The sequence below is a fragment of the Maribacter spongiae genome (genome assembly GCF_047345125.1).
Lineage (GTDB): Bacteria > Bacteroidota > Bacteroidia > Flavobacteriales > Flavobacteriaceae > Maribacter.
Map to the genome: position 1 here is coordinate 72702 of NZ_JBLFEQ010000008.1, position 20652 is coordinate 93353.

General features: G+C 40.9%; 22 protein-coding genes. 12 read left to right on the top strand and 10 right to left on the bottom strand.

The genetic code is table 11. The features are described 5' to 3' along the window. Together ACKWB9_RS12080 and ACKWB9_RS12085 are read right to left on the bottom strand one after the other, a co-directional pair. Positions 1-885: a hypothetical protein gene (locus ACKWB9_RS12080; protein WP_414003277.1), complete on the bottom strand. Its 885-nt coding sequence runs from the start codon at positions 883-885 to the stop codon at positions 1-3. Further along, on the bottom strand, positions 860-1843 hold the full coding sequence (locus tag ACKWB9_RS12085) for a stage II sporulation protein M (RefSeq protein WP_414003278.1): 984 nt from the start codon (positions 1841-1843) through the stop codon (positions 860-862). Before ACKWB9_RS12085 ends, ACKWB9_RS12080 begins: the two co-directional genes overlap by 26 nt. Before the next feature lie 34 nt (positions 1844-1877). On the opposite strand from ACKWB9_RS12085, the gene ACKWB9_RS12090 reads away from it, so the two are divergent. The 3 genes from ACKWB9_RS12090 (at position 1878) to ACKWB9_RS12100 (ending at position 3735) form a co-directional block, all read left to right on the top strand. Continuing rightward, positions 1878-2594 carry an RDD family protein gene (locus ACKWB9_RS12090; protein WP_414003279.1) on the top strand — a complete coding sequence of 239 codons (717 nt, stop codon included), beginning with the start codon at positions 1878-1880 and terminating at the stop codon, positions 2592-2594. A 3-nt stretch (positions 2595-2597) separates the two neighbouring features. After that, complete coding sequence (locus tag ACKWB9_RS12095) at positions 2598-3203, top strand: trimeric intracellular cation channel family protein (RefSeq protein ID WP_414003280.1); 606 nt, start codon at positions 2598-2600, stop codon at positions 3201-3203. 295 nt (positions 3204-3498) lie between these two features. Continuing rightward, positions 3499-3735 carry a hypothetical protein gene (locus ACKWB9_RS12100; RefSeq protein WP_414003281.1) on the top strand — a complete coding sequence of 79 codons (237 nt, stop codon included), beginning with the start codon at positions 3499-3501 and terminating at the stop codon, positions 3733-3735. 18 nt (positions 3736-3753) lie between these two features. Here ACKWB9_RS12100 and ACKWB9_RS12105 read toward each other — a convergent pair whose 3' ends face one another. Then, positions 3754-4470, bottom strand: a complete 717-nt coding sequence (locus ACKWB9_RS12105; protein WP_414003282.1) for a peptidylprolyl isomerase — start codon at positions 4468-4470, stop codon at positions 3754-3756. On the opposite strand from ACKWB9_RS12105, the gene ACKWB9_RS12110 reads away from it, so the two are divergent. Next, positions 4469-5110: an NUDIX hydrolase gene (locus tag ACKWB9_RS12110; RefSeq protein WP_414003283.1), complete on the top strand. Its 642-nt coding sequence runs from the start codon at positions 4469-4471 to the stop codon at positions 5108-5110. The genes ACKWB9_RS12105 and ACKWB9_RS12110 overlap by 2 nt on opposite strands. A gap of 24 nt (positions 5111-5134) precedes the next feature. Beyond that, the gene (locus tag ACKWB9_RS12115) at positions 5135-5932 is read left to right on the top strand and encodes a lysophospholipid acyltransferase family protein (RefSeq protein ID WP_414003284.1); all 798 of its coding nucleotides are present in this window, start codon (positions 5135-5137) and stop codon (positions 5930-5932) included. 5 nt (positions 5933-5937) lie between these two features. Here ACKWB9_RS12115 and ACKWB9_RS12120 read toward each other — a convergent pair whose 3' ends face one another. Continuing rightward, positions 5938-6588 (bottom strand): hypothetical protein, encoded by a 651-nt coding sequence (locus ACKWB9_RS12120; protein WP_414003285.1) that lies wholly within the window; start codon positions 6586-6588, stop codon positions 5938-5940. 4 nt (positions 6589-6592) lie between these two features. Further along, entirely contained in the window at positions 6593-7087 is a 495-nt protein-coding gene (locus ACKWB9_RS12125) for an RNA polymerase sigma factor (RefSeq protein WP_414003286.1), read from the bottom strand. Positions 7088-7330: 243 nt separating this feature from the next. Here ACKWB9_RS12125 and ACKWB9_RS12130 point away from each other — a divergent pair, with 243 nt between their 5' ends. Further along, positions 7331-8623, top strand: coding sequence for an NAD(P)/FAD-dependent oxidoreductase (locus tag ACKWB9_RS12130; RefSeq protein ID WP_414003287.1), 1293 nt, complete (start codon positions 7331-7333; stop codon positions 8621-8623). On the opposite strand, the gene ACKWB9_RS12135 is transcribed toward ACKWB9_RS12130, so the two are convergent. Continuing rightward, positions 8620-9588, bottom strand: coding sequence for a site-specific tyrosine recombinase (locus ACKWB9_RS12135; RefSeq protein ID WP_414003288.1), 969 nt, complete (start codon positions 9586-9588; stop codon positions 8620-8622). The two genes, ACKWB9_RS12130 and ACKWB9_RS12135, sit on opposite strands and share 4 nt — an antisense overlap. Before the next feature lie 140 nt (positions 9589-9728). Here ACKWB9_RS12135 and ACKWB9_RS12140 point away from each other — a divergent pair, with 140 nt between their 5' ends. From ACKWB9_RS12140 to ACKWB9_RS12150, 3 genes are all read left to right on the top strand, one after another. Next, positions 9729-10244 carry a hypothetical protein gene (locus tag ACKWB9_RS12140; RefSeq protein ID WP_414003289.1) on the top strand — a complete coding sequence of 172 codons (516 nt, stop codon included), beginning with the start codon at positions 9729-9731 and terminating at the stop codon, positions 10242-10244. 129 nt (positions 10245-10373) lie between these two features. Further along, a complete protein-coding gene (gene aroQ, locus ACKWB9_RS12145) occupies positions 10374-10787 on the top strand; it encodes a type II 3-dehydroquinate dehydratase (RefSeq protein WP_414003290.1) in 414 nt (137 codons plus the stop codon). 75 nt (positions 10788-10862) lie between these two features. Further along, entirely contained in the window at positions 10863-12035 is a 1173-nt protein-coding gene (locus ACKWB9_RS12150; RefSeq protein ID WP_414003291.1) for a PQQ-dependent sugar dehydrogenase, read from the top strand. On the opposite strand, the gene ACKWB9_RS12155 is transcribed toward ACKWB9_RS12150, so the two are convergent. The 4 genes from ACKWB9_RS12155 to ACKWB9_RS12170 all read right to left on the bottom strand — a co-directional run bounded on the left by ACKWB9_RS12155 (position 12032) and on the right by ACKWB9_RS12170 (position 15189). Next, positions 12032-12313: a DUF3817 domain-containing protein gene (locus tag ACKWB9_RS12155; RefSeq protein ID WP_414003292.1), complete on the bottom strand. Its 282-nt coding sequence runs from the start codon at positions 12311-12313 to the stop codon at positions 12032-12034. The two genes, ACKWB9_RS12150 and ACKWB9_RS12155, sit on opposite strands and share 4 nt — an antisense overlap. An 83-nt stretch (positions 12314-12396) precedes the next feature. After that, entirely contained in the window at positions 12397-13788 is a 1392-nt protein-coding gene (gene lpdA / locus ACKWB9_RS12160; protein WP_414003293.1) for a dihydrolipoyl dehydrogenase, read from the bottom strand. Positions 13789-14004: 216 nt separating this feature from the next. Beyond that, positions 14005-14505: a peptide-methionine (R)-S-oxide reductase MsrB gene (msrB, locus tag ACKWB9_RS12165; protein WP_414003294.1), complete on the bottom strand. Its 501-nt coding sequence runs from the start codon at positions 14503-14505 to the stop codon at positions 14005-14007. A gap of 144 nt (positions 14506-14649) precedes the next feature. Beyond that, the gene (locus ACKWB9_RS12170; protein WP_414003295.1) at positions 14650-15189 is read right to left on the bottom strand and encodes a collagen-like protein; all 540 of its coding nucleotides are present in this window, start codon (positions 15187-15189) and stop codon (positions 14650-14652) included. 176 nt (positions 15190-15365) lie between these two features. Between ACKWB9_RS12170 and glgB the strand changes: the two genes are divergently transcribed. The 3 genes from glgB (at position 15366) to ACKWB9_RS12185 (ending at position 20622) form a co-directional block, all read left to right on the top strand. Next, positions 15366-17261: a 1,4-alpha-glucan branching protein GlgB gene (gene glgB / locus ACKWB9_RS12175; protein WP_414003296.1), complete on the top strand. Its 1896-nt coding sequence runs from the start codon at positions 15366-15368 to the stop codon at positions 17259-17261. Positions 17262-17360: 99 nt separating this feature from the next. Next, positions 17361-19760 carry a glycoside hydrolase family 31 protein gene (locus ACKWB9_RS12180; protein WP_414003297.1) on the top strand — a complete coding sequence of 800 codons (2400 nt, stop codon included), beginning with the start codon at positions 17361-17363 and terminating at the stop codon, positions 19758-19760. Between the two features lie 52 nt (positions 19761-19812). After that, positions 19813-20622: a M48 family metallopeptidase gene (locus ACKWB9_RS12185; RefSeq protein ID WP_414003298.1), complete on the top strand. Its 810-nt coding sequence runs from the start codon at positions 19813-19815 to the stop codon at positions 20620-20622. Positions 20623-20652 lie beyond the last annotated feature (30 nt).

The following is a 20652-nucleotide window of genomic DNA, read 5'->3' on the forward strand; positions in this document are numbered from 1 at the left end:
TTAATTTTCCGGTGTTTGTCCTAAACTTTCAATGCGCTCATAGGTTCCAGTAAAGTTCTTTTTTTCGTTCAGGTTAAAATAGATAAAGACCCCTGCGATAACACTTATCAGATTCAAAAGAAACTGCCCTATTGTTGCTATAATGTTCAATAGAATATAGATAGGGTCCTTAAAGACATTCAGCATATTTTCGGCATCCATTGCCCCAGAGAAAATTCCCATTTTCATCCATTGGTAGATGGCCGTTGGTATAGCAAATGCATAGGTTGCGATTACCACAATGATCCCTACCACAAAAAAAGTGGCAAAAGTCATCCACCATTCATCCTTAACGAGCTTAAAAGTATAGCCATAAGCATCCGAAGCTCCCATTCTGTTGAATACCAATACACTAAATGAAAGTGCCAATGGCACATAAAGATAGACGCCCGGAAGAATACAGAGCATAAGCCCTATTCCAATGGATAGTCCCGCCATGATACCCAGACCTATAAAACTCCAAAAACTGGCATATACTTCTTTTTTGATCGTTTCAAAATCGGTGATTCCGTTACCATTGGCATAGGATTTTATATAGTGCAATACCGTAGATTGAGACATGGTATAAACCGCTACCATAGATAACAAATAAATCAGGGCGATAAGAAAAGTTACGGCTATGTTGTCCGCTTCATTTCCGTTACCAAGAAATATGCCACTGAAAGCACTGCCCGCATAATACATATAAAGCACGAGCGAAAGAATCATAACCATTAAAAATGGGCCTACTACCTTAAAATAGGTAGTGAAAAATGGTTTATACTCTTGCCTTAAAAAAGCAAAGGTGTCCGAAAGTATTTCTCCTAATTCCCGTTGCTTTTTAAATATTACGTAATCGGTTTTCATGTATGTTCAAGTTTTTATTCAGTTGGTATGGATATATAATGTAATAAAATAAAATCAAGGCCAATGACCCAAGGATAATGATGAGCGCCAACCAGTCCGGCATTTCGGTGTGCCGTGTTACAAAACCTTCCAGAAATCCGGCAATAATAAAAAAAGGAACGGTACTTATCATAATTTTAAGTCCGTTTTTTACTCCTCTTTTAAAAGATTCCAATCGTGTGTATGTTCCGGGGAAAAGCATTCCGTTCGCCAAAACCAGGCCTGCACAACCCGCGATAATGATTACGGAAATTTCAATAGTACCATGGATCCATATCGTTCGGACAGACTCCCAAAGCAATCCCTTTTCGTAAAAAAAATATTGAAAACTCCCGAGCATGATACCGTTTTGCAACATGACCATCAAAGTGCCTATGCCCAGCATAATACCGTACACGAAAGCCATAAGGGCAACACGGATATTGTTTATGGTGATTCCCAGGAACATATTAAATTCGCCCATTTTCTTATATACGGCCATGGGATCGCCATTTTCTATATTGTCCAGGGTCATATTCACATAGGCATCCCCTAAAATGGAACGCACAAAATTACCTTCATTGGCTGCGGAATAGGCTCCCACGAAGGAGAAGAACAAGAACACCAAAAAGGCGATGAGCAATTCCCTATGGTGATGGGCGAACATATGGGGAAACTCGGTTTTCCAAAAACCAATGATCCTGTTTTTTGGTTCCCGTTTGGTCCTGTATATTTTTTGATGTGCCTGAGACGCTAACGAATTCAGATAAAATGCTGTATTACTGGAAGGGTAGAAGGTCTTGGCATAGCTGAGGTGGTCCGTAATTTCAATATAAAGGTCGGACAATACATCCGGTGCCAAATTCGTTTTGTTAGCCAATGCATTTTCAAAAGTAGACCATTTGTCCTTATTTTGCTTTACAAAGGCAGCCTCGCGCATGAACTGATAGGGTTTATACCAAAGAAACAAAACAATGGAACAATTTCAAATAGAAACGGCTCAAAATATAAGTATAGACCAAAATACGGCCCATTTGGGAGATCGTATGCTGGCCTATATAATAGACACCTTGATCATTGTTATTTATTATGTACTTATGTTTTGGTTCTTACTGGCCTTGGATATGGAACCTGGCGATCAGTGGGCCATATATATGTTAATGGGCCTTCCCGCTTTTTTGTATTATGTGCTTATGGAAACTTTTATGGATGGCAAGACCATAGGAAAAAACCTGATGCAAATCCGGGTGGTTAAATTGGATGGTACCAAACCTAGTTTTGCCAGTTTCTTTGTGAGATGGATACTTCGTATATTGGATATTTCATTGAGTTCGGGAGGTATAGCCGTTTTTACCATTTTAATACGGGGAAAAGGACAACGAATCGGTGATATAGCGGCCGGTACTACTGTAATTAGCGAGAAAAAAAGAATTTTCTTAAAGGATACGCTCTTGAGGGAGCTTCCAGAAACGTATAGCCCTAAATTTCCTCAGGTGACCGTTTTTAAGGATAGCGAAATGCAGACGATTAAAGAGCTTTATGATAATGCAAAGCAAAATGGCAATCATAATATTGTCCTTTCCCTAAGCGAACGAATAAAAAAAGTAACCGATATTGTTACGGATTTAAAACCGATCGATTTTGTAGATGTGGTGATCAAGGACTATAATTACTATACGCAGCAACCGTAGCTTATGTTTTATCTGGTGATAGATATTTTGGGAACCGTTGCTTTTGCCATATCGGGCGTGTTGGTGGCCATGGAAAAGAAACTGGATGTATTCGGTGTTTTTATCATTGCCTTTGTAACCGCTGTAGGTGGTGGCACCTTACGGGATTTGTTGATTGGAAACACCCCTGTAGGTTGGATGAAAGCACCTATCTATATATTTACCATTTTGATTACCGTAATAGTTGCCATTCTGTTTGTACACCAATTAAAACATTTTAGAAAATCCCTGTTTTTATTTGACACCATTGGGATCGGTCTATATACCATGATCGGTATAGAAAAAGGATTACTTGCTGAACTTACACCGATTATATGCATTGCCTTGGGAACCATGACGGCAAGTTTTGGGGGTGTTATCCGGGATATCCTATGCAATGAAATTCCGGTAATCTTCCGAAAGGAAATCTATGCGACGGTGTGCATTTTGGGAGGAATTATCTATTTTGTTTTGATTCAGTTTCCTATAGATGGAACCATAGCCTATATTGCTGGAATCCTTTCCATTATTGCCATGCGTTTATTGGCCGTGAAATTTAAAATTTCACTACCGAATATTTATAGGAGTTAGTCGATAATTGATTTTTTTTAAATACCGGGTTCATTCCAATAAAGAGCATTTCTTAGTGCTAAATGATATTTTATATTGATCTCCAGACCCATATTGCACGACGTTACGTGACTCTATCTCCCGATTAACGACTCCTTTTTCCGGTAAGGTGTTTTTGGGCGGGGTGCCGTTAATCGAGTGGATTTTACACTTAATCCGAGCTTTTGCCCGATAACGAGAATCGGGTGCCCTTCACCGATCCACGACCCCTTGAAATACGCTTGCGCAAGTTATAATAGTGTAACAAACGCAAGTCATGAAAACAATAGCCACCATCATCTTCACCATCTTCATCGGGATCGCCGCACAGGCACAGTCCACCACTGCCGAAGTCAAGGTCGAGACTATTGGGATGACCATCGTTACCGAGACCGCTTACGGGTTGGATACGGAGACCAAGGCCGAGGTTGCCAGGTTGTACAAGTTCAAGAACGCCAGGGTAAAGAAGGCCCTTTCCTTCACTACCAAAAGGAACAAGGCCAAAATGGCTTAATTCATTAGAACTCTTTAATTACTCAATAACTTCCGCTTTTTCAATATAAATATTCTGTGATGGCCAATCTCCTTTGTCAACAGGTCGGTTATTGATCTTATCAACAATATCCATCCCTTGTATTACTCTTCCAAAGGGTGTGTAATCTCCATCCAGGTGATAAGAGCCTGGTTTGGTCACTACAATAAAGAATTCATATGGGGAGGCCAACATATGCGGATTGTTGATCTCACTACTGGGCATGGATACCGTACCCCTGTGGTGTTTATATCCTTTTCGGGTATCCGGGGGAAGCAGGTAACGACCTATCTCCCGTCTTTTCCTTGCAGTTTTCTTATCGTCCGAATTGCCCCCCTGGATAATGAAGTTCTTGACCACTCTATGAAATTGTGTATAATCAAAATAACCTTTACGTGCCAGATAAATAAAATTGGACTTGTGATAGGGGACGTTATCGTAAAGGGCTATGGTAAAACTACCCAAATTGGTCGTTATTTTTACCTTATCCGCTTTCAGCGTTTTATGATAATCAAAAAAGAAATCTATAGCGTTGTCTTCCGTAAGTATAAATTTCTCTTCTTTCTTTGATGATGAAATAGGATCTTTGTCTATGACCAGATCTTTTTGGATCTCTTTTTGACTTTTTGTTGTTTCTGATTTGTTCGGATTATCTTTGCAGGCCCAGTATGGGATTGAACATAGTAATAACAGTGACCATAATTTAAGCAGACGCATGGATTTCGAAATTTTTGAGCAACGAATTTCAAAAATAAAAGATCTGCCCCTTCCGGGCGAAGCTTCACATTATAAAATGGCTCCGGAAATACGTGTCAAGGAACTTTTGAAAGCCAGGTCACAAAAGAAAATCCCCAGAAGGGCCGCTGTGCTGGCCTTATTTTATCCAGATAGACAAAGACGGACCCATCTTTTGTTCATATTGCGAAAAACCTATGAAGGGGTGCATTCCGATCAGGTAGCCTTTCCGGGAGGTAAAACAGAGGAGGAAGATGAAAGCCTGGCAAGGACCGCCCTAAGGGAAACCCATGAAGAAGTGGGCGTTCATCCCAATGATGTTACTTTGATACGGGAAATTTCGGAAGTATATATTCCGCCCAGTAATTTTGAGGTATCCCCTTTTATCGGTCTATATAAGGAACCCCGGCCCTTTGTCCGTCAGGAATCCGAGGTAGCCGAACTTTTAGAGGTTTCTTTGACCGATTTTCTTTCGGACACAAATATTGTTACCAAAAGATTGAGTACTTCCTATGCAAAGGAAATCGATGTACCTGCTTTTAAATTAAACGGTTACATTGTTTGGGGGGCCACGGCCATGATGATGAACGAGATTAAGGTCCTGTTGAATCAAGTGTTGTAAACCTTATTTACTATTTTAGCATTTATGGGATTGTTTAAAAAGAACCCTTTTGGGCATAATCTTTTTCTGAAAAAATGGTTGATACGCATTTTGGCGATGATGTCACATCAACGTTATAAGCGATTCAACAAATTGGAAATAGAAGGATCGGATATTATTCGGAACCTTCCGGATAACAATGTACTTTTTGTGAGTAATCATCAAACTTATTTTGCCGATGTAGTGGCCATGTTCCATGTTTTTAATGCGAGTTTGAGCGGGCGTGAGGATTCCATCAAAAATTTAGGGTACATCTGGCAGCCTAAATTGAATATGTATTATATAGCGGCTGCCGAGACCATGAAAAAAAGCCTTCTGACCAAAATATTGGCCTATGCCGGATCCATAAGTGTTGAACGTACCTGGCGATCAGAAGGTAAAGAGGTCAACAGGCAGGTTAAAATGAGCGATATTACCAATATAGGGACCGCTTTGGACGATGGTTGGGTCATTACATTCCCACAAGGGACTACAACACCGTGGAAACCCCTTAGAAAGGGTACGGCACACATTATCAAAAAATATAAGCCCCTTGTAGTACCTGTGGTCATTGATGGTTTTAGGCGTTCTTTTGATAAAAAAGGGTTGCGTGTCAAGAAAAAGGGCATCCTACAGTCTATGGTCATCAAGGAGCCCTTGGAAATAGATTATGACGAGGAATCCACGGTATCCATTATAGAGAAGTTGGAATATGCCATTGAGCAGCACCCTTCCTTTTTAAGGGTTATATCCAAGAAAGACCTATTGGCCTATGAGGAGGAGAATAAGAAGCGAAAATGGTAGCTTACTTAAATTTCAAGCTGTTTTAGTTCGCTGTAATTCTTCTTCAATTTTCTGAGCAACAGGCCGTATAATAAAAAGTAGATTCCGCCCATAAACAAGGTAAGCAGCACCCCAAAAACACCTATGGCCAACATTAATGTGAATTTGAGTTTTTCTGGCGAAATAGTTTCAAGCTTACCGGTGAACTCCGGGAAAGCACCTGCGATATCGTTACTGAGAAATATTCCTATGACCATCATTAATACGGTCACCATAATCATGGACAAGGAAAAAATTATGTAGTGTTTTACGGTCTTTCTGGTCTTGATGATTTTTTGCATCAGGCTTTTGGAATCGTCCAAAACGGATATTTCCTTAAATCGTTTATAAAACTGAAATATAAAATAGATGGCGACACCATAAGTGAGTATAGATGCTATAAAGAGATAATTGGAAATGCCTATGTTTTTATATACCTCCATACCCTCCCGCATAGAAGGCAATAAATAGAGTAAGTGTGGTAATGTAAACTCCAAAATACTGATAACCAATATCCAACGTACTATGGAAGATGATTTTTTCCAGATCATCTTGTGAATATCCGAATAGGATAATTTGGGCAGTTCTGTACTTTTTTTCTGCCAGTCCCTCTTTAATAATTCCAGTTCATCCGTCATAACCTCAAGGATTCAAAATGGTTCTTAATTTTGTCTTTATACGGTTCATTTTCACTCGGGCATTCACCTCGGTAATACCCAGGGTTTCCGAAATTTCGGTATAGCTTTTATCTTCCAAGTACATAAAGACGAGTGCTTTGTCTATATCACCCAGCTGTTTTACCGCCTTATACATCAATTTTAATTGTTGCTCTTCCGTTTCATCATATTCGTCGGCCTTTATTTTAAAAATTACCGATTCATAATTTTGTGTATCGATTCGTCGCTTGGATTTTCGATACAGCGTAATGGCCGTGTTCAAGGCTACCCTATACATCCAGGTGCTAAATTTGGCCTCGCCCCTAAACTTGGGATAGGCCTTCCATAGCTGGATCGTTATTTCCTGGAACAGGTCATTATGGGAATCACGGTCGTTTGTATATAAGGTGCACACCTTGTGGACAATATTCTGATTGTCCTGAAGTTCCGTCACAAATTGATGTTCCAGTTCTTTATTCACTGTTGGTTGGTTGTTCTTACGGAATAAGTAGTTTATTGATCTCTTTTGTTACAGCTTGGGCAAGGTTATTTTTAGGACGTGTGAATTTATTTGATTCATTAAATATGCCGATTTGGTTTCCGTAATCAAGTATAGGCTTTTCATTTGAAACATTCCACGGAACTGGTTTATAAATGTACTAAAAACCATATATCCTTTTCAATTGGGAAGTGATTGATTAATTTTACGGGATAGATATAGACTATGAACATACCACGCTCTAGCCATCCTAGAATCGTTATTATTGGTGGTGGCTTTGGAGGAATTTCCTTGGCTAAAAAACTCGGTAAAAGAGAGGTACAGGTAGTGCTGTTGGACAAAAATAACTACCATACGTTCCAGCCGCTTTTATATCAGGTATCCACGGGAGGCTTAGAGCCGGATTCCATTGCTTATCCCTTAAGAAAAGTATTGATCGGTTATGACAACTTCTTTTTTAGATTAGCGGAGGTAACCGAAATTCTACCTGAAAAGAAGACGTTACATACCACTATAGGGGAACTTACCTATGATTACTTGGTGATAGCAACGGGTTCCAAGACCAATTTTTTTGGCAATACGGAATTGCAGGAACATGCCATGGCCATGAAATCCATACCACAATCATTGAACCTGAGAAGTCTGATCTTGGAAAACTTTGAGCAGGCGTTATTAACGGACGACTATCACGAAAGGGAAGCGTTAATGAACTTTGTGATTGTTGGGGGAGGGCCTACAGGAGTGGAGCTCGCCGGGGCATTGGCCGAGATTAAAAAAGGAATATTACCTAAGGATTACCCTGATCTGGATACAAGGCGTGCGCAAATTAATTTGGTACAGGGCGGAGATCGGTTATTGGATGCCATGAGCGAACAGGCTTCCAAAAAAGCGGCCGATTTTTTGGAAAAACTTGGGGTACAGGTATGGAAAAACGTGCGTGTTACCGGTTACGATGGTAAAACAGTGACCACCCAAAACGACTTATCATTTAATACGGCGACCTTGGTTTGGGCCGCAGGCGTCATGGGGGCCACCATCAAAGGACTGGAGGCCAAAAAACTAATTGCTGCGGGAAACAGATTAAACGTTAATGAATTTAATCAAGTTGATGGGCATCCCGAGATTTTTGCGATAGGCGACATCGCCTGTATGCAAAACAGGGAATATCCAATGGGACATCCCATGATGGCACAACCTGCCATTCAACAGGGAAGGAACGTTGGCGAAAATTTAATTCGTTTACTGGCGAATAAACCACTTAAACCCTTTATTTACAGGGATAAGGGCAGTATGGCCACAGTAGGACGAAACAAGGCTGTCTGTGATTTAAAACAAATTAGGTTTCAAGGTGTTTTTGCCTGGTTTGTATGGATGTTCGTACACTTATTCTTTTTGATAGGGTTTCGCAACAGGGTCGTGGTCTTTGTGAACTGGGTCTATAATTACATTCGTTTTGATCGTGAAGCCCGGTTGATAATCCGTCCATATAAAAGGGATTACGATCAGTTTAAGAATTAGTGTTTATCTTGTTCAATAGCGTCTTGTTGGGTAGAACTTTGTTCAGCAGGGTCCAGTTTAGGAGTTTCGGTCCTTCTTGGATGGTAATTTTGAAGTACGTCCGCTAAATGGGTACGGTCTACGTGCATATACACCTCTGTGGTGGTGATGCTTTCATGGCCCAGCATTTGCTGGATCGCCCGGAGGTCGGCCTTATTTTCCAATAAATGGGTGGCAAAAGAATGTCTGAACGTATGCGGGCTTATATTTTTGTTCAGCTTTATTTTTTCCGAAAGGTTTTTTACAATGGTAAATATCATGGCCCGCGTAAGCTGTTTTCCCCTTCGGTTTAAAAAAAGGATATCTTGAAACCCTTGCTGAATATTTTGATGTACCCGAACTTCATACCGGTAGATATCGATATATTTTTTATTGACTTTGCTAATAGGTACAAAACGTTGCTTATCACCTTTGCCCGTAACTTTTATAAAATCCTCATCAAAATAGAGGTCGGATATCCGTAAGCCGATCAATTCCGAGACCCTAAGGCCACAGCCATATAAGGTCTCCAACATGGCCCTGTTGCGTTCCCCTTCGGCCTTGCCCAAATCTATAGCATCGATTAATTTATTTATTTCCTTAAATGTAAGTGTATCGGGCAATTTTCTTCCAATTTTTGGGGATTCTATCAGATCCAGGGGATTATCGGCCCTATAATCCTCAAAGACCAGATAGTTGAAGAAACTTTTTAAGCCCGAAATAATACGTGCCTGCGATCTGGGGTTTACGATCTTTGCCGTCTCGTAAATAAACCGTTGAACGGTATCCTTATCAATTTTGGTCGGGGATTCCACAATATGGCACGCTTCTAAAAAACGGGTCAGTTTCTCCACGTCCAAAATGTAGTTTTTAATGGAGTTTTGAGTCAGGCCACGCTCTAATTTTAGATAGTGCCCATAATCCGCTATGGCCTGTTTCCAATTCATGCTATAAATATAGTGCCTTTTGTACGCTATAACATTATACAGAGGTTTAACAACATATTTTGGATCGATCACAACTTAAATTATCCAATGGGGATAGAGATAGTAAATTTGTGTCTTAATCAACCAAACTATTTTAATATATGAAAGTATTTTTGACAGTATGGGCATGCATTGCTACTTCTTTTTTGGTGCAAGCACAAGTAGATCGTACAAATTTTAGGGCCGGTGTAAATGCCGGTTTGGTCATTGGGGATTTTTCCGAAGCCTATAGCCTTTCTTTAGGATTGGATATTTATCAACATTGGGGCGTTTCAAGGGAATTGGACGTGGGCCTTACCACTGGTTTTTCCAATGCTTTTGGGGAGAAACAGAGCGTATCTGCCGGAGGTGTTGTCGTGGAGACGGAATTTGATAATGTTCAGTTCATACCCGTGGGCGGTTCTATACGGGTTTACCCCACTTCTGGTTTTAAATTTGGAGGTGATGTTGGTTATGCCGTGGGAATCAATAAGGGAAACCAGGGAAGTTTGTATTATAGACCTTCTATAGGTGTGGATTTGAACGGGGGAAGTTCAGAATTGAACATTTCCTATTTTGCCGTGAACGACGATGTTGTTTTTTCAACGGTATTGGTAGGATTCTTGATTCTTTTTTAGAACGGGTATCTATTATAGAACGAACATTTTTTTCTTGCCCTTTTTAGGGTATAAAACATAAGGTGAGGAAGCGGTAATCTATGGTTGCCGCTCTTTTTTTGAGGCAAAATTATTAGTACTTTTATCCGCATGCGAATTATCATAATAAATGGCCCCAATCTTAATTTATTGGGAAAACGTGAACCTGAGGTTTACGGAAGCAAGACCTTTGAAACCTATTTTGCCGAACTGCAATTGCGGTTCAAGGAAATTACCCTGGAATATTTCCAGTCCAATATAGAGGGTGAACTGATTGGTAAAATTCAGGAAACGGGATTCTCATACGATGGTATCGTGTTAAATGCCGCTGCATATACGCATACTTCGGTAGGAATAGGGGATGCCGTAAAAGGAATTGAAACGCCCGTAGTGGAAGTCCATATATCCAATACGCACAAAAGAGAGGATTTTAGGCATGTTTCCTATATCTCGTCAGGTGCCAAAGGAGTTATCCTGGGGTTTGGCCTTCAAAGTTATGACCTGGCCATAGCGAGTTTTTTATAAGCTTCCATTGATTCGGTCCCGGTCTTACGTCTAAAAGGATTCTTTCTTTCGTACATAGTATAAACCCCCGGAGTTATGCTAAAATTCCCTTTTATTCTTATAACTGCCATACTACTGCTTTTTTGCTCTTGCAATTCGGATAGTAATGTGGTACCGACACCTGTTCCGGATGACAGTTTAGACCTTATCAATGCATTTCCCAACCTCGGTTTTTCAAGGCCCTTGGATTTTCAGAGTCCATCCGATGGAACCGATCGGGCATTTGTGGTGGAACAGGGTGGAAGTATAAGGGTATTTCAAAATGAAGCCTCCGTATCCGAAGTTTCGGAGTTTTTAAATATTGGGGATAGAATCGTTAGTTCGGATGAATTGGGCCTTTTAGGTCTTGCCTTTCATCCCGATTATGAAAACAATGGTTTTTTCTTTGTTACCTATACACCTTCGGAAAACTTAGCCGTTGTCTCACGGTTTAAAGTTTCGGATACAGATGTCAATATGGCGGATCCAGGTAGTGAAACCGTCTTAATGCGGATTCCCCAACCCTTTACCAATCATAATGGGGGGCAGTTGGCCTTTGGGCCGGACGGCTATTTGTACATAGCCTCTGGAGATGGAGGTTCGGGAGGTGATCCGGATGGAAACGCTCAGAATTTAGGGAATCTGTTGGGGAAAATATTACGGATAGATATAGATAACACCGATGATGGATTGGAATATGCTGTTCCAAATGACAACCCTTTTATAAATACCGCAAATGCAAGAGGTGAGATCTATGCATATGGTCTGCGCAATCCCTGGAGGTTTAGTTTTGATGTACAGACCAATAACATCTGGGCAGGTGACGTGGGCCAAAATAAATTAGAAGAAATAGATATTATAGAGAAAGGAGGGAATTACGGTTGGAATATTTTGGAGGGTACATCCTGTTTTGGTTCCGATTCCTGTGATAGTTCCGGTACAATAGCCCCCGTATTTGAGTATGGGCATGAGGCCAATGATAGATCCGTGACCGGGGGACATGTATATAGGGGAACCCTAGTGCCCTCTTTAAAAGGGCTTTATATTTATGGCGATTTTATTTCCGGTCGTATATGGGCCTTGACCACAGATTTGAACAATACGTTAGACAACCAATTGTTGTTGGATACCAACATAAATATCTCCTCATTCGGCACCGATAATAACAATGAGATATACATCTGCGGTTTTGATGGAAAAATCTACAGGTTTGAAGAAATTAGTAACTAAACCGGTTCTCGAAGGTATTTTTTCTCCACATAAAAAGTAGCGAATGGCAAAAGGGAGGCTATTCCAAAAATAATGAACCGTTTCATGCCCCACTTTTTATACAGGCACAATAGCAGGGCCAGTAGTACAAACAATATAAAAAGGGCACCGTGAATATAACCTACAGTTTTATTGGGGCCTGTTATTCCGGCCAAATATTTTAAGGGCATGGTTATCCCAAATAGGGCCAAATAAGAAATTCCTTCTAAAATGGCAATTATCCTAAAAAGTATCAACATTCTTTTTAAGCTTATAGGTTGATGGGTCTATGAACGAATTTATACTGCGGATAAATCCGTCTGATCATAAACAAATAAATATTTTATAGATGAATTACCTCATCATAGGCATCTGCCACGGCCTCCATTACAGCTTCGCTCATGGTAGGGTGCGGGTGTACCGCTTTTAAGACCTCATGGCCCGTGGTTTCCAGCTTACGTGCCAAAACGGCTTCTGCGATCATATCCGTTACACCGGCACCGATCATATGGCAACCTAACCATTCACCATATTTGGCATCGAAAATCACCTTTACAAATCCGTCCGAGGCACCGGAAGCTTTTGCTTTTCCACTGGCCGAGAAAGGAAATTTACCTACTTTGATATCCATACCTTTTTCCTTGGCCTGTTTTTCCGTTAATCCTACGGAAGCTATTTCGGGAGAGCAATAAGTACATCCGGGAATGTTTCCGTAGTCCAATGGCTCAACGTGCATTCCCGCAATCTTTTCCACACATAAGATTCCCTCCGCGGAAGCTACGTGGGCCAATGCGGGTCCCTGTGTAACATCGCCAATGGCATAATACCCCGGGATATTGGTCTGATAGTAATCATTGACCAAAACTTTGTCCCTGTCGGTAGCGATCCCAACATCTTCCAAGCCTATGTTTTCAATATTCGTCTTTATCCCAACTGCGGACAATACCATATCCGCTTCCAAAATTTGTTCTCCTTTGGATGTTTTTACCGTTGCCTTTACGCCTTCACCGGAAGTATCAACGGCAGTAACCTCCGCAGAGGTCATTATCTTTACCCCTGATTTCTTAAAACTGTGTTCCAATTGTTTGGAAACCTCTTCATCTTCTACCGGAACGATATTGGGAAGGTATTCTACAACGGTAACCTCCGTTCCCATGGCATTATAGAAATAGGCAAACTCTATGCCAATGGCACCACTGCCCACTACGATCAATTTCTTGGGCTGTTTGTCCAGGCTCATTGCCTCACGATACCCGATTATTTTTTTGCCGTCCTGTGGCAGACTGGGAAGCTCACGACTCCGTGCACCTGTCGCAATGATAATATGCTCCGCACCGTACACGGCCTCTGAACCGTCTTCCGCCTTTACGGAAACTTTTTTCCCCGATTTTAAGGTTCCATAACCTTTAATGACTTCGATTTTGTTCTTTTTCATCAAAAATTGAACTCCCTTGCTCATACCATTGGCAACACCACGGCTTCTTTTAACAACGGCATCAAAATCTTTGTCCACGCCATCCGCAATTAATCCGTAATCACCGGCATGTTGTAAATATTCAAAAACCTGGGCAGATTTTAATAGCGCTTTTGTAGGGATACATCCCCAATTCAAACAAACACCACCTAGACTTTCCTTTTCAACGACAGCCGTTTTTAATCCGAGTTGTGACGCCCTTATAGCGGTAACATATCCTCCTGGTCCGCTACCCAAAACAATAACATCAAAAGTACCCATATCTTTAGTTTTATGAATTTTAGTAAAGTTGCCTTAAAGCCGTGCAAAAATACAAAACCAAAGGATAAAGGCAATGTTAGAAAAGGAATTTTAAAAAGGGCCCGAAGGCTATTTCTTAATTGCATAATTCCCTACGGTCGTTGATTTTGTCAAAAATAAAACCGGATGCCCGCCAACATTAGTGGGCATCCGGTTTTTTATAAGGAATTTTGAATATTATTTAGAAGCAGGGATAAAATTCAGCGCTACCCCGTTGATGCAATGCCGCTTTCGAGTCGGAGCGGGACCATCATTAAAAACATGTCCCAAATGTCCCCCGCAGGTAGCACAATGCTCTTCTGTACGGGCATAACCTATTTTGTAATCCACATCATAGGCTACGTTCCCTTCTATTTCCTGATAAAAGCTGGGCCATCCGGTTCCGGAATCAAATTTTGTGCTGCTTTTAAAAAGCGGGGTTGCACAAGCTGCACAGACATAGGTGCCTTCTTTTTTATTGTCCAGGAGTTCACTGGTAAAGGCGTTCTCCGTTGCCGCTTTTCGCAATACATAAAATTGTGCATCGGTCAGTTCCTTTTTCCATTCCTCTTCTGTTTTTTGGATCGGGAACTCTTTTTTTGTTTTCATGGTAACATCCGAGGCCATTTCCTTTTTCTGTGTTGTTCCCTTACAACTGGTGAACAGTACCAAAAGCACAGTTAGAGCTTTTAAATTCATAGTTTTCATTTTCTTTTTTTGACGAAATTTTTAAACCAACCTTTCAAAAATATTTCACATGCTCTATTTTTTGGATACGAGACCCGTTAAAAACCAATTCCGTAAATTTTAAGGGTTTATGGAATTGGTTTTAGTAGCAAGGGTCTAATCCAACCTTATTTTTTGAATGTCCTTTTCGGAAATACCAAACCTACCCATTACCGCATGAATATTTGAAGTGTCCAATTTACCCGTTTGCAGTGCTTCCGCAGGTAGAACGGCTATTCTAAATACTTGATTGTCCGTATCGCCCGGCAGTAACGTGCTTAAATCGAAGTCGGACTCCAAAAATATATTTACGTCCAGGAACGTATGGTCAAAATTATATTGCAATAACCCTTGATCCAAAATACGGGTTTGTGGCAATAATCGCCAAATATCCACGGCTTCCCCATTGGAATCTTCGGTTTGGTCCCATAACAGGTATACGAGGACCACATCAGTTTCAAAAACCTCTATGGTCTGGGGGAATTCATATAAAATGCTGTATTCATTGGTTGCATCAAATGTACCTTCTATATCAATGACCGTACCCGTTATATTAACACCATCTTCACCATCTATACCGTCTCTTCCATCAAGACTTTCGCACGAGATAAAGAGTAGGGTCAAAAAGGCACCTAGTAAAACGCTTATTTTTTTCATAATGTATAATTTTTTTGGTTCAAGAGAATCTAAATTTCAATTACCTTTTCAAAAAGCGTTCCATTTTTGGTGGTTTAACATTTAAATCGGAAATTATATCAAATTATAAAGTAAAATAATGAACACAAAGTAGTTAATCCAAAGTTGATTAGATTTGCCGCTTAATACTAGAATATATGTCCAAAATAATTTCGCATTCCTTGTTTACCGATTTTGATATCGATCTTTTTAAAGGAGGTAAGCATTATCGGCTCTATAATAAATTAGGTTCGCACCCTATTGAGTTGGAGGGACAACAAGGTACTTATTTTGCGGTATGGGCGCCATCCGCCAAATCTGTTTCCGTAGTGGGCGATTTTAACTTTTGGAATGAAAACGAGCATAAACTTAATGTGAGGTGGGATTCCAGCGGCATCTGGGAAGGGTTTATCCCCAATATAGGTCAAGGAGAAAAATACAAGTATAAGATACAGTCCCATAATAGTGATATATGGACGGAAAAGGCAGATCCCTTTGCCCGTTTGTGCGAACACCCTCCTAAGACCGCATCGGTCATTTGGTCGGCGGACTATGAATGGAAGGATGGGGATTGGATGGGATACCGAAAAGAGAAGAACGGATTGGACAGGCCCTATTCTGTCTATGAAGTGCATTTGGGATCCTGGAAACGGGATGAGGACAATAATTTTCTTTCCTATAAACAATTGGCCAAAGACCTGGTATCCTATGTAAAGGAAATGGGCTATACCCATGTGGAGTTCATGCCCGTTATGGAATATCCCTATGACCCTTCCTGGGGATACCAGCTAACAGGTTATTTTGCACCTACCTCAAGATTTGGAACACCGGAAGAGTTTAAATTATTGGTAGATGCATTTCACCAAAACGATATAGGGGTTATTCTGGATTGGGTCCCTTCCCATTTTCCCGAAGATGCCCATGGCCTTGGATTTTTTGATGGCTCCCATTTGTACGAACACCCGGATCGGAGAAAGGGATACCATCCCGATTGGAAAAGTCTGATTTTCAATTACGGACGAAACGAGGTGCGTGCGTTTCTCATAAGCAATGCCCTTTTTTGGTTGGAGCAATATCATGTGGACGGGCTTCGGGTAGATGCGGTAGCCTCTATGCTCTATTTGGATTATTCCCGGGAAGATGGGGAATGGGAACCCAATATGTACGGAAACAATGAACATTTGGAAGCCATATCCTTTATTCGTGAACTGAACCGGGAGGTTTATGCCAGTTTTGATGGAGTACAGACCATTGCCGAAGAATCCACCGCTTTTAAAGGGGTTTCCAAGCCTGTTGATTTGGGTGGTCTTGGTTTTGGTATGAAATGGATGATGGGGTGGATGCACGATACACTGGAATACTTTAAAAAAGAATCCGTTTATAGAAAACACCATCAGAATGACATCACTTTTAGTATGACCTATGCGTTTACGGAGAACTTTATGTTGCCCTTCTCCCATGACGAAGTGGTTTATGGCAAACAATCCCTGATCTATAGGATGCCCGGGGACGAATGGCAACGTTTTGCCAATTTGCGGTTGCTCTTTGGTTATATGTTTACGCATCCGGGTACCAAATTAATGTTCATGGGAGGAGAATTCGGGCAGACCGCCGAGTGGAATTTTCAACAAAGTTTAGATTGGCATTTATTGCAATATGGGGGGCATGCCGGCGTACAACAATTTGTAAAGGACCTGAACAAACTTTACAGGAATGCCCCGGCACTGTACGAGAAACAATTTAGCGGGGAAGGGTTCCAGTGGATAGATTATGGAGATCATGAAAATTCCGTATTGATCTATATGAGAAAAGGGCACGATGAGAAAAACGATATGATAGTGGCCTGCAATTTTACACCCGTTCCAAGGGAAAAATATAGGATAGGGATTCCTAAAAAGGGTAGGATAGTTGAAGTTTTAAATAGCGATGCAAAAGAATATGGTGGAAGTGGTCATTTAAATACGATCATAAAATCATCTACAAAGGCTTGGCACGGGCATAAGAAATCGGTAGAAATAACGATTCCTTCCTTAGGAATTGTCATTTTAAAGTAGCTTTCCTTATAGATATCGTTATAGTTTATAATTGCTTGGATTATATTTCCTTTTTTCCCGTTTATATACTTTTTTTGTTAGGTTTTAAATACGAGTACGATGATCACGAATACAGAATTAGAATATAAAGGGAATTTATATCCCAACCAGATAGTAGCGTATAAGCAGGATACGGATAAGATTTATTTCACTACCGAAAATGGGGTGATTTTGCAAATTACCATTCTTAGGGGAAGTTTGATTCGCTTTAGGTATGCTACCGGTCATAACTTTGAACCCGATTTCTCTTATGCCATAGACCGGAAAGCTACCCTGGGATATAGTGCTTTAGAGGTTGATGAGACCAATACCGAATATCTGGTTAAAACGGCCAAGCTCCATATTTTGGTAGATAAAAAGACGTTACGGGTTCAAATTTCAGATTTGGAAGGAAATATTATCAATGAGGATGAATTGGGTTTTCATTGGGAAGAGAATTATGAATATGGGGGCAATACCGTAAAAATGAGTAAGATTACCCAGGCGGGCGAGAGTTTTTATGGAATGGGGGATAAATCGACCCATAGTAACCTTAAGGGAAAGAGGATGCATAATTGGGTTACCGATCAATATGCTTACGGTAAGGACCAAGACCCCTTGTACAAAGCTATTCCTTTCTTCATTGGACTTACCAAGGGAACCGCATATGGGATTTTCTTTGATAACAGCTTCAAGACCCATTTTGATTTTGCGCACGAGAGAAGGAATATTACCAGTTTTTGGGCGGATGGCGGAGAAATGAACTATTACTTTTTCTATGGCCCTAAGATGTCGCAGGTAGTAGCCGCTTATTCCAATCTTACGGGTACCCCGGAACTACCCCCTATGTGGGCTTTGGGTTATCATCAGTCCAAGTGGAGCTACTATCCCGAAAGTAATGTAAAGGAGATTACAAAGCAATTTCGCGATTTAAAAATACCCTGCGATGCCATTTATCTGGATATAGATTATATGGACGGTTTCCGATGTTTTACCTGGGACAAGAACCGTTTTCCAGACCCCAAACGTATGATCGGTGAATTGGAGGAAGACGGATTCAAAACGGTAGTGATGATAGATCCCGGGATTAAAATAGATCAGGATTATTGGGTATATCAAGAAGCCATGGAAAAAGATTATTTCTGTAAACGGGGCGATGGCCCTTTAATGCAGGGCAAGGTTTGGCCGGGAGAATGTAATTTCCCCGATTTTACCAATCCAGAGGTTCGTGAATGGTGGGCAGGGCTGTATAAGGAATTTATGTCCGATCTGGGCGTTCATGCCGTTTGGAACGATATGAACGAACCCGCCGTTATGGAAGTACCTTCAAAAACGGCTCCTTTGGATACCCGGCATAATTATGACGGTCACCCCTGTACCCATAGAAAAGCACATAACATATATGGTATGCAGATGGTAAGGGCCACGTATGAGGGGGTGAAAAAATATGTATATCCCAAAAGACCGTTCGTTATTACCAGAGCGGCCTTTTCGGGCACCCAACGCTATTCCTCTACATGGACCGGGGATAATATAGCTACCTGGGAACATCTTTGGATCGCCAATGTTCAGATGCAACGTATGAGCATGAGCGGATATTCCTTTGTAGGGTCGGATATTGGTGGTTTTGCGGAACAACCCAATGGCGAATTATTTGCCAGATGGGTACAGCTGGGGATTTTTCATCCTTTTTGCAGGGTGCATTCCAGTGGCGATCACGGCAATCAGGAACCCTGGTCGTTCGGTACGGAGATTACGGATATCGTTCGGAAATTCGTAGAGATACGCTATCAATTATTGCCTTATCTCTATACCATGTTCTATAAGTATAGCAAAGAGCAAAAACCCATGTTGCAATCCTTGGTATATTTTGATCAGGAAGACACGCAAACACATTTTAGGACAGATGAGTTTATTTTTGGGGAAAAGATTTTGGTCTGCCCTATTCAAGAGCCCAATGCCCAAGGTAGGAGAATGTACATTCCCCGAGGGAAATGGTATGATTTTTGGACCAATGAACCTGTTGAAGGTGGTGTGGAAAAATGGGTGGTCGCAGAACTGGATAAAGTACCGATCTTTATAAAAGAAGGGGCAATTATTCCAAAATACCCTGTACAGCAGTACGTGGGTGAAATTAAGATAGAGGAACTTATTTTAGATGCATATTACAAAGAAGGCGTAGAATCTTCCGAAGTCTATGAAGATGCCCAGGATGGTTATGATTATAAAAAAGGACGGTATTCCTTTAGAAATTTTAAATTAACGGGAAAAGAAAGATCGTTGAGCGTCCAACAATTTAAGGATGGAAGCTTTTTGACGGAATATCAAACCTTAAAATTTAATTTTCACGGTTTGCCCTTTGAGATTTCTAAAATACTGGTAGACAACGAAGAGGTGGATATCAAAACTATAAAACCCAATGGGGAGAATAGTTTGCATATCGACAAAAACTTTAGCTTGTTGCATATCCTGGGAAAATAATTATTTTGTATTTTTCTAAGGAACAAAGTTCTTATACTAAACACTATACAAAATGAAAAAGTTAATTTTAATAACCACGCTTTGCTTAGGGGTCTCGGCATGTAAGGTAAATCCTTTTACGGGCCAAAAAACATTGAATTTTTATCCCAATAGCCAAATTTTTCCTATGGCTTTTGCCCAGTACGATCAATTTTTGGGAGATAATAAGGTGCTAAAAGGGACAACGGATGCGCACATGATTACCAAGGTAGGTCAGCGAATTTCTGCTGCTGCAGAGCGTTGGCTGTCCGCAAATGGCTATCCAGGATACTTAAAGGATTATAAATGGGAATATAACCTAGTGGATGATAAAACCGTGAACGCATGGTGTATGCCCGGGGGAAAGATTGTGTTCTATACGGGGATTTTACCGATTACACAGACAGAGACAGGTGTTGCCGTGGTCATGGGACATGAGGTAGCACATGCTTTGGCAGACCATGGGGCACAACGTATGAGTGCCGGAACACTCCAACAAGTGGGTGCCGTGGCCGGAAATGTTGCGATAAAGGACCCTAAAAAAAGAAATATGTTCAATCAGGCATATGGAATAGGTTCCCAGGTGGGGGTGATGCTACCTTTTAGCCGTGGTCATGAGACCGAAGCCGATCGTATAGGATTGCAAATCATGGCCATTGCCGGATATAATCCCGATGAAGCCGCAAACCTTTGGAGGAGAATGAAGGCAAATAGTGGAGGGCAGGCTCCTCCCGAATTTTTGAGCACGCACCCTTCCAATGATACCAGAATAAATAATTTAACCGTTTGGGCTCCATTGGCCAAGGAAGAAGCTGCAAAATTTGGTGTAACCAGTTACAAATAACAGGTATTATTAATTTATTGTATATTGAAA